Origin of the sequence: Luteimonas terrae (assembly GCF_004358165.1) — a bacterium.
In the GTDB taxonomy this organism is placed as follows: domain Bacteria; phylum Pseudomonadota; class Gammaproteobacteria; order Xanthomonadales; family Xanthomonadaceae; genus Luteimonas; species Luteimonas terrae.
Genome location: NZ_SMTG01000004.1, coordinates 20916 through 36548 on the forward strand (window position 1 = coordinate 20916; position 15633 = coordinate 36548).

Sequence of the window (15633 nt, forward strand, 5' to 3'; positions counted from 1 at the left end):
TGACTGCTCCGCCCCGCTCTTCCACCTCTCTTTCCAGCATTCCGAAGCCCGCCCATGAGCGCCGTCTCCGTACCCAACGCAGGACTCCCGAAGGCCGCCGCCGCGCTGCGCGACCTCGGCCGCTTCCAGGACATTCCGGTGGTGCGCCAGGCGGGGCTGTTCCTGCTGGTCGCGGCGACCATCGCGCTGGGCCTGTGGCTGTTCTTCTGGACCCAGAAGCCGGACTACGTGATGGTCTCGGCCGGTCTCGACGCCAAGTCGACCAGCCAGGCTGCCGACACGCTGCGCAGCGCGCAGATTCCGGTGAAGCTCGATGCCGCCACCGGCGGTCTGTCGGTGCCGGCCGACCAGGCGGGCGCGGCGCGCATGGCGCTGGCCTCCGCCGGCCTGACCGCCGCCGGCCCGGCCGGTTTCGAGGCGCTGCAGGGCGACCAGGGGTTTGGTACCAGCCAGTTCGTCGAGAACGCGCGCTACCAGCACGCGATGGAAATCGAACTCGCCCGCACCATTTCCAACCTGCGCCCGGTCCGCGAAGCGCGCGTGCATCTCGCGATTCCCAAGCCGTCGGCCTTCACCCGCCAGAACGAGCCGGCCAGCGCGTCGGTCGTGCTGCAGCTGCATGCCGGCCAGGCGCTGGAGCAGAGCCAGATCGACGCGGTCGAGCGTCTGGTCGCGTCCAGCGTGCCGGACCTCTCGCCCGAGCGTGTGACCGTGGTCGACCAGTTCGGCCGCCTGCTCTCCAGCCCGGATCCCGACAGCGCCGAGGCCATCACCGGCAAGCAGTTCGAACAGCAGCGGCGCCAGGAAGCGCTGTACGTGCAGCGCATCGAGGAACTGCTGGCGCCGATGACCGGCCCCGGCCGCGTCAGCGCCAAGGTCAGCGTGGACATGGACTTCGCGACCACCGAACAGGCCAGCGAGACCTACGGCCCGCAGGCGGCCATCGTGCGCAGCGAGCAGCTGTCCGAGAGCGGCAACCTCGGCGCCGCCGCGCCTGCGCAGGGTGTGCCCGGCAGTGTGGCCAACACGCCCAGTGCCGCCAACACCACGGATCCGACCAACCCGCAGGCGCAGACCGCGCAGGCGACCGCCACCGGTCCGGGCAGCCGCAGCTCCACGCGCAACTACGAGATCGACCGCACGCTGACCCACACCCGTCAGGCCGTGCCGCGCATCCGCCGCGTCACCGCCGCGGTGCTGGTCGACAACGTCGCCGGCGCGCCCGGCGCCGATGGCGCGGCAGGCGAAGCGCGTCCGCTCAACGAGGCCGAGATCACCCGCATCGAAACTCTCGTGCAGCAGGCGATCGGCTTCGACGCCCAGCGCGGCGACGCGGTCTCGGTGGTCAATGCGCCGTTCGCCCGCGAAGCGGTCGAAACGCCCGACGGCCCGCCGATCTGGCAGGACCCCAAGATCATCGAGATCGCCCGCATGGTGCTCGGTGGCCTGGCGGTGCTGCTGGTGATCGTGTTCGTGCTGCGCCCGGCCTTCCGCCAGCTGATCGGCACGCGCCAGCGCGGCGGCAGCGGCGAGCTGGTGCCGGCCGGTGCGGCCGCCGGTGCCGGTGGCACGACCAACCTCGGCACGGTGACCGCCGAAGTCGTCGACGACGACGAGGTGCCGGTGAAACTCTCGCCCGCGTATTCCCCGAAGCCGGCACTGCCGCCGGCCCCGGGTTTCGACCAGAACCTGCAGACCGCACGCGATGCGGCGAGCGCCGATCCCAAGCGCGTGGCCCAGGTCGTGCGCGAGATGGTGGCTTCCGATGGCTGATTCGACCGAACCCCTGAGCGGCACCCAGCGCGCGGCCGTCGTGCTGCTCTCGCTCGGCGAGGCGCAGGCCGCCGAAGTGCTGCGCCACATGGACGCCAAGGACGTGCAGAAGCTCGGCGTGGCGATGGCCACCGTCGGTGACGTCTCGCATCGCATGGTCGAGAAGGTCATCGGCGAGTTCGCCGACGTCATCACCCAGCCGGCGAAGATCGGCGACGGCGCCGACGAGTACGTGCGCGCGGTGCTCAAGCAGGCACTGGGCGAGGAACGCGCCAGCAGCGTCATCGACCGCATCCTCACCGGCCAGAACACGCCGGGCCTCGATGCGCTGAAGTGGATGGAGCCCAAGGCGATCGCGGATCTCGTGCGCCACGAGCATCCGCAGATCATCGCGATCGTGCTCGCGCATCTCGAAGGCGACCAGGGTGCCGAAGTGCTCAAGTGCCTGCCCGAAGCGCTGCGTGGCGACGTGCTGATGCGCGTGGCCACGCTCGACAGCATTCCGGCGCACGCGCTGACCGAACTCAATGACGTCATGGCGCGCCAGTTCACCGGCACCAAGACCGCCAAGCCCGCCGTCGTCGGCGGCGCCAAGGTCGCCGCCAGCATCCTCAACTTCATGGACGCGGGCAGCGACGAAACGCTGCTGCAGTCGATCAGCGAAGTCGACGGCGCGCTGGGCGACGAGATCCGCGACCTGATGTTCGTGTTCGACAACCTCGCGACGATGGAAGACCGCACGATGCAGGCGATCCTGCGCGAAGTGTCGTCCGACACGCTGGCGCTCGCGCTGCGCGGCGCCGATCCGCGCGTGCGCGCCAAGGTCACCGGCAACATGTCGCAGCGCGCGGCCGAGATCCTGATCGACGACATGGAATCGCGCGGGCCCGTGCGCCTGGCCGAAGTGGAAGCCGCGCAGAAGGAAATCCTCGCGCAGGTGCGCAAGATGGCCGAGTCCGGTGACATCACCCTGCAGACCCGTTCGGAGGACTTCGTCTGAACGCCGTCGCGCTCGACATGGACAACGCCGAACGCTGGATCGCACCCGGCTTCGGCGAACTGCCGCGCCCGATCCGCAAGCCGGTCGACGTGCCGCGCCCGCCGACCGCCGCCGAGATCGAGGCGATGCGCGAAGCCGCGCAGCAGGACGGTCACGCCGCCGGTTATGCCGCCGGCCTTGCCGCCGGCCAGGCGGAGATCGACCGTCGCATCGCGCAGTTGCAGGGCGTGCTCGACGGCTTCACCCGTCCGCTCGCGCGGCTCGATGGCGAAGTCACCGATGCCCTGTCCGACCTCGCCGTGCGCATCGCCGGCGCGCTGGTCGGTCGTGCGTACGCGGCCGATCCGACCCTGCTCGCCGATCTCGTGCGCGAAGCGCTCGATGCGGTCGGCAGCGGCTCGCGCGAGATCGAGCTGCGCCTGCAACCCGATGACTTCAACGTGCTCGCCCCGCACCTGTCCGGCCTCGCCGGCGTGCGCGTGACGCCCGACCTGTCGCTCGGACGCGGCGAACTGCGCCTGCACAGCGAAGGCGTGCGCGTCGACGGCACGATTGCTGCACGGCTGCAGTCGGTGATCGAACACATGCAGGCCGAGGACGCCGAACCGTGATGATGAGCCCGGCCCTGCAGGCGGCGAGCATCGCCGCGCACGACGACACGCTGGCCGGCTGGCACGGCGCGCGCAGCCTGCGCCTGGCCGAGCGCCTGCGCGGCGCGATGCCCGAGGCGCCGCATCGCGGCCTGGTACGCGAGGGCGTGCTGCGCCGCGCGGTCGGCCTGACACTCGAAGCCTCCGGTTGCACCGCGCCGCTGGGCTCGCGGTGCCGCGTGGCCACGTCGGGTGACCGCTGGGTCGATACCGAAGTCGTCGGCTTCTCCGGCGACCGCACCTTCCTGATGCCCACGGGCGATCTGCAGGGCCTGCTGCCGAACGCGCGCGTCATCGCCACGCGCACCAAGGGCGAAGTCGCCGTCGGCGAAGGCCTGCTCGGCCGCGTCATCGACAACGATGGCGAACCGCTGGACGGTAAGGGCCCGATCCGCGCCGAAGGCTACGTGCCGTTGGCCGGCACGCCGATCAATCCGCTGTCGCGCCAGCCGATCGAGGAATCGCTGGACGTCGGCGTGCGCGCGATCAACGCGATGCTGCCGATCGGCCGCGGCCAGCGCGTCGGTCTGTTCGCAGGCTCGGGCGTGGGTAAATCCACCCTGCTCGGCATGATGACCCGCTTCACCAAGGCCGACGTCATCGTCGTCGGCCTGATCGGCGAACGTGGCCGCGAAGTGCGCGATTTCGTCGAAGCGACGCTGGGCGAAGAAGGCCTGCGCCGCGCGGTCGTGGTCGCCGCGCCGGCCGACCGTCCGCCGCTCGCGCGTCTGCACGGCGCGCTGCGCGCGACCGCGATCGCCGAGTGGTACCGCGACCAGGGCCTCGACGTGCTGCTGCTGATGGATTCGCTGACCCGCTTCGCCCAGGCGCAGCGCGAGATCGGCCTGTCGGTCGGCGAGCCGCCGACCACGCGCGGCTATCCGCCGAGCGTGTTCGCCAAACTCCCCGCACTTGTCGAACGTGCCGGCATGGGCGCCGACGGGCACGGCTCGATCACCGCGTTCTACACCGTCCTCACCGAGGGCGACGACCAGCAGGAGCCGATCGCCGACGCCTCGCGCGCGATCCTCGACGGGCACATCGTGCTGACGCGTCGCATCGCCGAGTCCGGGCAGTACCCGGCGATCGACATCGAACAGTCGGTCAGCCGCGTGATGCAGGACATCACCGATGCGCCGACGCGCGAACACATCCGCAAGCTCAAGCGGATGATCGCCGCCTACGGTGCGCAGCGCGATCTCATCGCGATCGGCGCCTACCAGCGCGGCAGCGATCCGGTCGTCGACGAAGCCCTGCAACGCTGGCCCGCGATCCAACACTTCCTCGGCCAGGACGTGCGCGAATCCTCCGACGTGCCGGCCAGCCGTGAGGCGCTCGCGCGCCTGCTCGACGGCGGCGCCGGCCAGGCCTTTCCACTCAATCCGAATAACGCGAGCTGACCCGCATGCGTTCGCAACGACTCGACCCGTTGATCAAGGTGGTGCAGCAGCGCCAGGACGAAGCCGCGCGCCGCGTCGCCGAGCGCGAGAAGGTCGTGCGCGAGCAGCAGGACCGCCTCGAAGCGCTGCGCCGCTACGCCGACGAATACGCCGCATCGCCGGGGACGGCGAGCATCTCGCCGGCACTGCTGGTCAACCGCATGGCCTTCCGCGAGCGCTTGAATGCCGCGGTCGTGCAGCAGGCCGGCATCGTCGATCACAGCCGCCAGGTCAGCGACGTCGAACGTGCGCGCCTGCTGATCGCCAGTCGCGAGACGCTGGTGCTGGAAAAACTCGCCGACAGCTATCGCGCGCAGGAAGCCAAGGTCGAACAGGCCAAGGCCCAGCGCGAACTCGACGAGATCGGCGGCCGCCGCGCGCGCGCCACCGCCACTGCGGAGGATGCGTCGTGAGCACGGCTGCGCCATTGCCGATGTTTGCCGCGTCGCTGGCCGGCGCGACTGCCACGCCGGCTGCGCGCCCTGCCAATGCCGCTGCCGAAGGCGGCACCGATTTCGCACGTGTGGCCGCGGATCTCGCAGCTGCGCTGCAGATGGGCGGCGCCGCACCGACGCAGCCCACCACTGTCGCTCCGGATCCCGCCATGGCTTTGATGCTTCCCGCTGCGGGCACGTCCGCGCAGGCCACCGCCGGCACACAGCCGACGACGACCCGTCATGCGACGCCGGTGGAGGCGCAGCTCGACATGCGGCGTTTCACGAAGCCGGCGGATGCTGTCCTCGATCCGGCATTGACGACGTTGCCCGACGACGTCGCCGCGCTGCTGGCCGCGGCCCCGCAGCCGCCTGCCGACACCGCGGCGTCGCCCGACGACGCCCTGTCACAGCAGATGTTCGCGCTGCTGTCCGGTCTCGCACCGCCTGCGGTGCCGGCCGATGCGACGCCCGCGAGCGATGCCGCCGATGTGCTGGCAGGCATGCGGGCATCCACGCTGCCGATGCAGATGCCGACGACTGCGCAGAACGCGACGGGTGCTGTTGCTGCACCTGCCGTTCCGCTGCAGGCCACGGACGCCGGCGCCGACACATCCGCAGCGTCGGCGCTCGACCTGTCGTCGCTGCTGTCCGAACTGCCGGCGATGCCGCGCACGTCCGAGGTGGCCGCAGTCGCCACGCCGGTCGCCACCGCCGCAGGCGCGCAGATCGTTGCGGCCGCGATGCAGGACATGGCGCGCGAGGAAGACATCGCCACGATCGACAGCATCGATGCCCTGCCGCCGGGCATGCCGCTCGCGGTCCACGGTTCGATCCGTGGACCGAACCTGCCCGTCGCACCGTCGCCGCTGCAGATGCCCGCGCATCCCGATGCCGGCTTCGACGACGAACTCGGCGCGCGCATGGCCTGGGTCGCCGAGCAGAAGCTGGGCCATGCCGAGATCCGTCTCAATCCCGAACACCTGGGGCGCATCGATCTGAAGATCCAGCTCGAAGGCACCCGCGTGTCCGCCGAGTTCAACAGCGCCAACGCCGACGTGCGCCAGGCGCTCGAAGCGACGTTGCCCAAGCTGCGCGAGATGCTGGGCCAGCACGGTCTGCAGCTGGGTCACGCCGATGTGGGCCAGCGCCAGCAGAACGCACCGCAGTCGCAGGGGCAGAGCGCGCCGGCATTCGGCAGCGGCTTCGGCGACGAGCGTGCGAGCGCGAATGTCGCGGCATCGACGCCGGCGCCGGTCGTGCGCAGTCGCGGGTTGCTGGACGAGTACGCCTGAGACATCACGCCCGATGCGTGATCGCACGGGCTGACGGTTCGCCCCCACCCAACCCTCCCCCGCCTCGCGGGGGAGGGCTCGCGTTTCGCGCGCTCGCAGCGTGCCGCCCCTTCCCCCGCTTGCGGGGGAAGGTCGGGATGGGGGCAAGCCGTCGGATCGAGGCGGGATGAACCCGGGCGAGACCCGCGACGGTGAACCCCCCGTCGACTTTCCGGCGCCGGACGCCACACCCCACCGCCAACACCCCGGCACACGCCTTGCATCCGGTGGGTATCCATCCCCGGAGTCGTCCCGTGTCCGCTGCCCCTGCACAAGCCCCCGCCCCGAAGAAGAAGAGCAAGCTGCCGCTGATCATCGGCGCGGTGGTGCTGCTGGCCGGTGGCGCCGGCGGTGGCTGGTGGTTCACCCAGCACAATGCGCCTGCCGCGCATGCGGCCGAGGGTGAGGACGCCGCTGCGCCGACCACCGCCAAGGGGCCGGCCACCTACTTCGCGCTCGACCCGTCCTTCGTCGTGAACCTCGCCGACACCGACATGGCGCGCTATCTGCAGGCCGACGTGCAGCTGGTCACGCGCGACGCGGCCACGCACACCGCCATCGAGGCGCAGGCGCCGGCGCTGCGCAACCGTCTGCTGCTGCTGTTCGGCACCCAGACCGCCGCGCAGCTGGCCCAGCGCAGCGGCAAGGAGCGCTTGCAGGAGCAGGGCCTGGCCGAAGTGCGCAAGCTGCTGAAGGAAGAGGGCCAGCCGGACAAGGTCGACGGCGTGATCTTCACCAGCCTGGTCGTGCAGTGATGAGCAACGAGCTGCTCTCCCAGGACGAGATCGACGCGCTGCTGCACGGCGTCGACAGCGGCGCGGTGGACACCGATCCGCCGGCCGCGCCCGGTGAAGTGCGGCCCTACGATTTCGCGAAGCAGGGCCGCGTCGTGCGCGGCCGCCTTCCGGGCCTGGACGCGATCAACGAACGCTTCGCGCTGGCCTTCAAGGTCGGCCTGTTCAACCTGCTGCGGCGCTCGTGCGAACTGACGATCCGCGGCGTGGACGTGGTGCGTTTCGACGAGTACATGCACTCGATGCCGCAGCCGGCCAATCTCAACGTCATCCAGGCCCGGCCGCTGCGCGGCAACGCGCTGGTGGTGTTCGAACCGCGGCTGGTGTTCACCGTGGTCGACAACTTCTTCGGCGGTGGCGGGCGGTTCCCGGCCAAGGTCGCCGAGCGCGAGTTCACCCCGACCGAGCAGCGCATCGTGCAGCTGATGCTGCGCCAGGTGTTCACCGACATGGCCACCGCGTGGCTGCCGGTGCAGGCGCTGGAGTTCGCGCACACCCAGACCGAGAGCAACCCGCTGCAGGTCGAACTGATCGACCCGCGCGACCACATCGTCATCAGCCGCTTCAGCATCGCGCTCGACGGCGGCGGTGGCGATCTGCACATCGCCCTGCCCTACAAGATGCTCGAGCCGTTGCGCGACCACCTCGAGGCCACCGGCCCGCGCCGCCAGCGCAGCGACTCCGACGAGACCTGGGCGCGCCATCTGCGTGCCGGCGTCGAGGCCGCGGCGCTGGAGTGCAGCGTCTCGCTGGCGCATCGCCAGATCAGCCTGCGCGAACTGGCGCGCCTGAAAGTCGGCGACGTGATCCCGATCGAGCTGGCACGCCCCGTGCACATGAGCGTCGAGTCGACGCCGATGTTCGAAGGCGAGTTCGGCACCCACAACGGCTTCAACGCATTGAAGGTCACCCAGGTGAATTTCCCCCAGGTGGCCCCGTCCAACGATTCCCACGAGTTCCAGGCCGCGACCCCATGAGCACCGATCCCACCACCGCCGCATTCGATCCGCTGACCGCCGACGCCGGCTCACCGCCGGCGGGCGACCTGAATCTCGACGTCATCCTCGACGTGCCGGTGCAGCTGTCGCTGGAAGTCGGCCGCACCCGCATGCCGATCCGCAATCTGCTGGCGCTGACCCCGGGCGCGGTGGTCGAGCTGGAGCGCGCCGCCGGCGAACCGCTGGACGTGTACGTCAACGGCACGCTGATCGCGCACGGCGAAGTCGTGGTCGTCAACGATCGTTTCGGCGTGCGCCTGACCGACGTGGTCAGCCCCGCCGAGCGCATCAAGCGCCTGAAGTGACCGCGATGACGAGCGCCCTGTCCGCCCACGCCACGCTCGCCGCGGCGCAGGCCCCGGTGTCGGTGGGCGCCGCCGACACCTCGGCACCGGCCGACACGCCGGTCGCGGCGCCCGTCATCGCCACCGCCTTCGGCGCCGACGCCTTCGTCGTCGACATGCCGACAGCGTCTGTGACCGCGATCGGTCATGAAGCCGTCGCGGCGCAGACCACGGCCGCGGCCCAGCCGATCGGCCGTCCTGCCACCGACAGGACCGCGCAGGTCGTGCAGCCGGGCGCTGCATTGCCTGCCGCCGCGCCGTCGAGCGCCGGCAGCATCGGTGGCGCGGTCCTTGCACTGGTCCTGGTCGTGGGCCTGATCGTGGCGCTGGGCTGGTTCGCCCGGCGCATGCCGGGCATCGGCGGCGCCAGCAATCCGGCGCTCAAGGTGCTCGGTTCGCTGTCGCTGGGCCCGCGCGAGCGCGTGGTGGTGGTCGCCGTCGGCGACACGCAGCTGCTCGTGGGCACCGGCGCGACCGGCACCCGCGTGCTGCACACGCTCGAAACGCCCCTGCCCGTGCCCGAGGCGAAGCCGACACCGGTGTTCGCCCAGGTCCTCGCCCAACAGTTCGGAAAGAAGAAGTCGTGACCAGCCTTCGCGCCCGTATCGCCACGCTGCTGCTCGCCGTGCTGCTGCCGTTGTCCGGCGGCGCACTGGCGCAGACCGCGCCGTCGCCCGCGCCGGCGCCGATCGCCGTGCCCGCGATTCCCGACAGCGGCGCACCCGGCTTCGCCGATCTCGCCAGCCAGCCCATGCCGGCCGTAACGGTCGGCCAGGTCGGCGGTGAACCTGTGAGCATGCCGTTGCAGGTGCTGGCGCTGATGACCGGCATCACCCTGCTGCCGGCCGCACTGCTGGGCATGACCGCCTTCACCCGCATCATCATCGTGCTGGGCCTGCTGCGGCAGGCGCTGGGCACCGGCCAGACCCCGAGCAACCAGGTGCTGCTGGCGCTGGCGCTGTTCCTGACCTTCATGGTGATGACGCCGGTGTTCGACGCCGCATGGGCGTCCGGCATCGGGCCCTATCTCGACGGCAACATGGATTTCCGCACCGCGTTCGCCGCGGCCAGCGAGCCCTTCCGCGACTTCATGCTAGCCCAGGTGCGCGAGACCGACCTGATGACCTTCGCCGGACTTTCCAACAGCGGCCCGTACGCGAGTCCGCAGGACGTGCCCTTCGGCGTGCTGGCCGCGTCGTTCCTGACCAGCGAGCTCAAGACCGCGTTCGAGATCGCGTTCCTGATCTTCATTCCCTTCGTGATCATCGATCTGGTCGTCGCCAGCGTGCTGATGTCGATGGGCATGATGATGATGTCGCCGATGCTGATCTCCGCGCCGTTCAAGATCCTGCTGTTCGTGCTGGTCGACGGCTGGGTGCTGGTGGTCGGTTCGCTCGCCGCCAGCTTCAACGCGGTCTGATGTCATGACGCCCGAAACCGCACTCACCGAAATCTCCCGCGGCATGGAAATGGCGCTGGTCCTCGGCGGCCCGCCGCTGATCGCGGTGCTCGCGATCGGCGTGATCGTCGGCATCCTGCAGGCCGCCACCCAGATCAACGAGCCGACCATCGCGTTCGTGGTCAAGGCGATCACCCTGGTCGCGACCTTCGCGCTGGTCGGGCATTTCCTGCTCGGACGGATGGTGGCGTTCACCACCGAGCTGTTCCATCGGATTCCGCATCTGATCGGGTAAAGGCAGTGCCCGTCCGTAGGATGGGTAGAGCGCAGCGACACCCATCGTTGCGGTGCGCCCGCATGGGATGGAACAAGTCCGCGACTCGACGCTCGCCGAGCGCGCGTCGTTTCCTAAGCCGACTTGGCGAGATGCCCTGCCATGGGGACGAGACTCACAGTCCGCGCTATGGGTTCCATCCATGGAAGCCTTTTCGCTTCCAGACTGGCTCCATCCCCAGCTTCGCCGCGTAGATCCATATGCACATCACCATGAGTGCGGAAAATGCGAAGAGCAGAAAGAACGCTACCCCAACGGTCACGTCATTCGCGGTGGTCAGAGCGATCAAACCGCGGGATCTCAGGCTGATCGGTTCGCTGGCGTCTCTGTATCCGAAGGCCAGCAGGAGGGGCGGAAGGACTGCCATTACGAAGCCGCTTGCCCCTAAAGCAACTAGCTTTCCTGTCGACTCCGTGCGCGTGAGGTATGAACGCCGGCGATACGCGTGCAGAACGAAGCCGCCGGATACAAGCGGAAACAGGACCAACATGCAGAAGTAAAGGCTCGGCAGGTAATCGAGCGCAGGATTCCTCGCCTGAAACCCTGCAAAAGCACTGTCGGGAAGAAGCAATCCAGAGGCGACAAACGAGGTGACGTCGACGTGCACGACCGCTAACCCAATTGCAATGGCGAGGTAGATGCCACCCGACCAGAGCATAAGATCCGGCCCGTCATGCAATGGCCGCCGAAGCTCATTTCGTTTTTTGCGCATTGTTGCTCGCCCCCCGTTATCGCCCTATCGAAAATCGTATCGCGTTCCAGTAATACGCTCTGGGGCTCCCCTGTAAGTATTTGATTCCCAAAAGGGCGATGATGGGTTTCGCTGCGCTCTAGCCATCCTACGAATCGTCGCCCAGCGAACGCTGGGCCCATTTTGATCTTCGACCCGTTCGCGAAAATGGATCCCAGCTTGACCAGACATGCGTCTGTTGAAAGCCACTGGAACGACGGCAAAACCCGCTCTCCGCCCCCGGCACAGAACCTGCATCCCACCCGCGCAGCCTTCAGGCCGCGACTCCGGACCGCAGCTTCCCTCGATGGACACCGTCACCCTCACCACCTCGACCGGCGTCGATCTGTTCGCGATGCTGGCCGCCGTGCTCTGGTATGCGATCCGCATCGGTGCGGCGCTGCAGGTGCTGCCGGCGATCGGGGGCCGGACGATGCCGGTGCGGGCGCGCCTGATCCTGGTGATCGCGCTGTCGGCGACGATGAGCACGGTGCTGCCGGCGCCGCCGCCGATGGGCGTGGATTCGGCCACGGTGCTGGGCGTGCTGCGCGAGTTCACCGTTGGCATCGCCATCGGTCTGGTGCTGCGCATGGCCTTCGAGGCCGGGCAGCTGGCCGGTGAACTGGTCTCGCAGGGCATGGGCCTGTCGTTCGCGACCATGGCCGATCCGCTCAGCGGCGCGTCTTCGCCCGTGCTGTCGCAGTGGTTCTTCCTCGTCTTCTCGCTGCTGTTCTTCACCCTCGACGGGCATCTTGCGCTGATCGGGCTGCTGCACGACAGCTACGCCAGCCTGCCGATCGGCCAGGCGCTGCCGGACTTGCAGGCGCTGCTGTCGGCAGTGCCGGCATTCTTCGCGACCGCGCTGCGCGCCGGTGTGCTGCTGGCGCTGCCGGTGGTGATGGCGCTGCTGTCGGTCAACATCGCCTTCGGCGTGCTGTCGCGCGCCGCGGCGCAGCTCAACCCGATGGCGATCGGTCTGCCGGTCTCGCTGCTGACGGGTCTGATCCTGCTGATGCTGCTGATGCGCCAACTGCTGGCGCCGGTGCAGGCGCTGTTCGATTCGGCGTTCCTCGCCGCCCGCGGCCTGATCGGCTGAGGCCCGGGCGATGAGCGAGACCGATCAGGAAGACAAGACCGAACTTCCCACCGAAAAACGGCTCCGGGAAGCGCGGGAAAAGGGCAATGTGCCGCGCTCGCGCGAGCTGGCCAACGTGGCCGTGCTCGGCTGCGCGGTGCTGGCGCTCAAGGCCACGGCCGGCAGCATCGGCGCGACCAGCATGGACTGGATGCGCGGCGCGCTGACCATCGACCCGGCCATCCTCGGTACACAGGGGCGGCTGCTGCCCCACGCCGCCGGCCTGTTCGGAAAGCTGATGCTGACGATGGCGCCGCTGCTGCTGGCCGCCCTGGCCGCGTGCGCGATCGCCCCGGCGGCGATGGGCAGCCTGCGCTTCGCCGGCCAGTCGCTCAAACCCGATTTCAACCGCCTCAACCCGAAGAACGGCCTCGGCCGCATCTACGGCAAGGAAGGCATGGCCGAGCTGGTCCGCTCGCTGCTGCGCGTACTCCTGATCGGCGGGGTCGGCATCTGGATGGTCTACCACGCGTTCTCGTCGCTGCTGTCGATGCCGCTGGCCTCGCTGGAGCAGTCGGTCGCCGGCGGCGTGCACATGGCGATGAACGCCCTGCTGGCGATGGTCGGCGCGCTGGGCCTGCTGGCGCTGATCGACGTGCCCTGGCAGCACATCCAGTACCGCAACAAGCTGAAGATGACCAAGCAGGAAATCCGCGACGAGTACAAGGAAAGCGAAGGCAATCCCGAACTGAAAGCGCGCGTCCGCCAGGTGCAGGCGCAGATGTCGCGCGGCCGGATGATGGATGCCGTGCCGACCGCCGACGTGGTGCTGGTCAACCCCACCCATTACGCCGTCGCGCTGAAGTACAGCGCCGAAGACGGCATGCGCGCGCCGGTCGTCGTGGCCAAGGGCACCGACGAGCTGGCGCTGGCGATCCGCAGCATCGCCGACAGCCACCGCATCGCCATCGTCGAGGCGCCGCCGCTGGCACGGTCCTTGTACAGGCAGGCGCAGGTCGATCAGGAAATCCCGGTGAAGCTCTACGCCGCCGTCGCTCAAGTGCTGTCCTACGTGTACCAGCTGCGCGCCTGGGCGCCCGGCCGCGGGCCGATGCCGTCGCTGGCCGAGCTTGATGCCGGCCCCGAGGGCGCGATCGACTGGGATCCCATGGATAACGGCCCGATGTCCGGCAATGACGTCAAGGGACCGACGCGATGAGCGCACAGCCGGGTCGGTTCTCCGTCGGCGGCGCCATGGGCGCGGTGAGGAGCGGCGCCGCGGCGCCGGTCGTCGTGCTCGCGCTGCTGGCGATGATCATCATCCCGCTGGCGCCGCCGGTGCTGGACGCACTGTTCACCATCAACATCGCGCTGTCGCTGGTGGTGATGCTGGCGGTGGTCTACGTGCGCAAGCCGCTGGATTTCTCGATCTTCCCCAGCGTGCTGCTGCTGGTCACGCTGCTGCGCCTGGCCCTGAACGTCGCGTCCACCCGCGTGGTGCTGCTGCACGGCCACCAAGGCCCCGGCGCGGCCGGCAACGTCATCGAATCCTTCGCCCACTTCGTCATCGGCGGCAGCTTCGCGGTCGGCATCATCGTGTTCGCGATCCTGACGATCGTGAACTTCGTCGTCGTCACCAAGGGCGCGGGCCGCATCTCGGAGGTGTCGGCGCGCTTCATCCTCGACGCCCTGCCGGGCAAGCAGATGGCGATCGACGCCGACCTCAACGCCGGCGTGCTGACCCGCGAGGAAGCCAAGCTGCGTCGCCAGGAAGTCCGCGACGAGGCCGACTTCTACGGTTCGATGGACGGTGCCTCGAAGTTCGTCCGCGGCGACGCCATCGCCGGCATCCTGATCCTGGTCATCAATATCGTCGGCGGTCTGCTGATCGGCGTGATGTCGCACGACATGGGCTTCGCTGAGGCCGCGCGCACCTACGTGCTGCTGGCGATCGGCGACGGCCTGGTCGCGCAGTTGCCGGCACTGCTGGTCGCCACCGCGGTCGCGATGCTGGTCACGCGCTCGACCGGCGAGCAGGAGATGGGCGAGGCGGTGTCCAAGCAGGTCTTCGGCCACCAGCGTGCGCTGACCGTCTCGGCGCTGCTGATGTTCCTGATCGGCATCATTCCGGGCATGCCGAACCTGCCGTTCCTGATCCTGGCGGCGGTCCTGGGCTTCGTCGCGTGGAAACTGCGCGGCAAGCCGGAAGCCGAGGCGCAGGCCAAGCGCGAGGCCGAAGCCGTCGCCGCGAGCACCGCCGCCTCGCCGCTGGCCGAACTGAGCTGGGACGAGATCCGCCCGGTCGAACCGCTGGCGCTGGAGGTCGGCTACAAGCTGATCTCGCTGGTCGACAAGGCCCAGGGCGGCGAACTGCTGGCGCGTCTGAAGGGCGTGCGCCGCAAGCTGACCCAGGACATCGGGTTTCTCATCCCGGCCGTGCACGTGCGCGACAACCTGGAACTGGCACCCGGCGCCTACCGCCTGCTGGTCCACGGCGTGCCCGTAGCCGGCGGCGAGATCCACCCCGACCGCGAACTCGCGCTCGACCCGGGCCGCGTGTTCGGCCCGCTCGACGGCATTCCCGGCAAGGATCCGGCCTTCGGTCTGGATGCGACGTGGATCCTGCCGAGCCAGCGCGCGCATGCCGAATCGCTGGGCTACACCGTCGTCGACGCAGCGACCGTGGTCGCCACGCATCTGTCGCACCAGGTCCGCGAGCGCAGCGCCGAACTGCTGGGCCACGACGAGGTCCAGCAACTGCTGGCCACGCTGTCGAAAACCACGCCCAAGCTCGTCGAAGACCTGACGCCCAAGCTGCTACCGCTGTCGGTGGTGGTGAAGGTGCTGCAGTCGCTGCTGGCCGACCGCGTGCCGGTGCGGCAGATCCGCCAGATCGTCGAGACGCTGCTCGAGCACGGCGTGCACACGCAGGATCCCGCGCAGCTGACCGCCGCGGTGCGCGTGGGCCTGGGCCGCTTCATCGTCCAGGAACTCAACGGCATGGCCGACGAATTCCCCGTCTACACCCTGGCGCCGCAGCTGGAACGGGTATTGCAGGACTCGGTCAACGGCCAGGGCGCAGCGCTCGAACCGGGACTCGCCGAGCGTCTGCACCAGAACTTGAGCGAGTGCGTCACCCGCCAGGAGAGCCGCGGAGAACCCGCCGTGCTGCTCGTTCCCGGCGGGGTCCGCGCCTCGGTGGCGCGGCTCGTGCGGCACAGCGTCCCGTCGCTGTCGGTACTGGCCTACGCCGAGGTTCCCGAAGACAAGCGTCTGCGTCTGGTCGGCGCCGTGGGATGACCCGCGGCCCACGAGCCCGCCACTGACAC

General features: G+C 69.3%; 16 protein-coding genes. 15 read left to right on the plus strand and 1 reads right to left on the minus strand.

Annotated elements, in window-relative coordinates:
• Positions 1–54: 54 nt before the first annotated feature.
• The 12 genes from fliF to E2F49_RS09360 all read left to right on the plus strand — a co-directional run bounded on the left by fliF (position 55) and on the right by E2F49_RS09360 (position 10460).
• Entirely contained in the window at positions 55–1773 is a 1719-nt protein-coding gene (gene fliF / locus E2F49_RS09305) for a flagellar basal-body MS-ring/collar protein FliF (RefSeq protein WP_133393652.1), read from the plus strand.
• Positions 1774–1786: 13 nt separating this feature from the next.
• Positions 1787–2773 carry a flagellar motor switch protein FliG gene (gene fliG / locus E2F49_RS09310; RefSeq protein ID WP_055252107.1) on the plus strand — a complete coding sequence of 329 codons (987 nt, stop codon included), beginning with the start codon at positions 1787–1789 and terminating at the stop codon, positions 2771–2773.
• Between the two features lie 17 nt (positions 2774–2790).
• On the plus strand, positions 2791–3384 hold the full coding sequence (locus E2F49_RS09315; protein WP_133393654.1) for a FliH/SctL family protein: 594 nt from the start codon (positions 2791–2793) through the stop codon (positions 3382–3384).
• A 2-nt stretch (positions 3385–3386) separates the two neighbouring features.
• Positions 3387–4823, plus strand: a complete 1437-nt coding sequence (gene fliI, locus E2F49_RS09320) for a flagellar protein export ATPase FliI (protein WP_243713552.1) — start codon at positions 3387–3389, stop codon at positions 4821–4823.
• Positions 4824–4828: 5 nt separating this feature from the next.
• On the plus strand, positions 4829–5275 hold the full coding sequence (gene fliJ / locus E2F49_RS09325) for a flagellar export protein FliJ (RefSeq protein WP_055251581.1): 447 nt from the start codon (positions 4829–4831) through the stop codon (positions 5273–5275).
• Entirely contained in the window at positions 5272–6591 is a 1320-nt protein-coding gene (locus tag E2F49_RS09330) for a flagellar hook-length control protein FliK (RefSeq protein ID WP_133393655.1), read from the plus strand. The genes fliJ and E2F49_RS09330 overlap by 4 nt, the downstream gene beginning before the upstream one ends.
• A 293-nt stretch (positions 6592–6884) precedes the next feature.
• A complete protein-coding gene (locus E2F49_RS09335) occupies positions 6885–7385 on the plus strand; it encodes a flagellar basal body-associated FliL family protein (protein ID WP_133393656.1) in 501 nt (166 codons plus the stop codon).
• Positions 7382–8401: a flagellar motor switch protein FliM gene (fliM, locus tag E2F49_RS09340; RefSeq protein WP_425481364.1), complete on the plus strand. Its 1020-nt coding sequence runs from the start codon at positions 7382–7384 to the stop codon at positions 8399–8401. Before E2F49_RS09335 ends, fliM begins: the two co-directional genes overlap by 4 nt.
• A complete protein-coding gene (gene fliN / locus E2F49_RS09345) occupies positions 8398–8727 on the plus strand; it encodes a flagellar motor switch protein FliN (protein WP_133393658.1) in 330 nt (109 codons plus the stop codon). Before fliM ends, fliN begins: the two co-directional genes overlap by 4 nt.
• 5 nt (positions 8728–8732) lie before the next feature.
• A complete protein-coding gene (fliO, locus tag E2F49_RS09350) occupies positions 8733–9353 on the plus strand; it encodes a flagellar biosynthetic protein FliO (protein WP_243713553.1) in 621 nt (206 codons plus the stop codon).
• On the plus strand, positions 9350–10186 hold the full coding sequence (gene fliP / locus E2F49_RS09355; RefSeq protein ID WP_425481365.1) for a flagellar type III secretion system pore protein FliP: 837 nt from the start codon (positions 9350–9352) through the stop codon (positions 10184–10186). The genes fliO and fliP overlap by 4 nt, the downstream gene beginning before the upstream one ends.
• A 4-nt stretch (positions 10187–10190) precedes the next feature.
• Positions 10191–10460, plus strand: coding sequence for a flagellar biosynthetic protein FliQ (locus tag E2F49_RS09360; RefSeq protein WP_055251568.1), 270 nt, complete (start codon positions 10191–10193; stop codon positions 10458–10460).
• A gap of 166 nt (positions 10461–10626) precedes the next feature.
• Here the strand turns inward: E2F49_RS09360 and E2F49_RS09365 are convergent, their stop codons facing one another.
• A complete protein-coding gene (locus E2F49_RS09365; RefSeq protein ID WP_133393659.1) occupies positions 10627–11211 on the minus strand; it encodes a hypothetical protein in 585 nt (194 codons plus the stop codon).
• Between the two features lie 325 nt (positions 11212–11536).
• On the opposite strand from E2F49_RS09365, the gene fliR reads away from it, so the two are divergent.
• Genes fliR through flhA form a run of 3 tightly spaced genes read left to right on the plus strand, consistent with a single transcriptional unit; the run spans position 11537 to position 15604 of the window.
• Positions 11537–12325 (plus strand): flagellar biosynthetic protein FliR, encoded by a 789-nt coding sequence (fliR, locus tag E2F49_RS09370; RefSeq protein ID WP_133393660.1) that lies wholly within the window; start codon positions 11537–11539, stop codon positions 12323–12325.
• Positions 12326–12335: 10 nt separating this feature from the next.
• Positions 12336–13523: a flagellar biosynthesis protein FlhB gene (gene flhB / locus E2F49_RS09375; protein WP_133393661.1), complete on the plus strand. Its 1188-nt coding sequence runs from the start codon at positions 12336–12338 to the stop codon at positions 13521–13523.
• Positions 13520–15604 (plus strand): flagellar biosynthesis protein FlhA, encoded by a 2085-nt coding sequence (flhA, locus tag E2F49_RS09380; protein WP_133393662.1) that lies wholly within the window; start codon positions 13520–13522, stop codon positions 15602–15604. Before flhB ends, flhA begins: the two co-directional genes overlap by 4 nt.
• Positions 15605–15633: the final 29 nt, after the last annotated feature.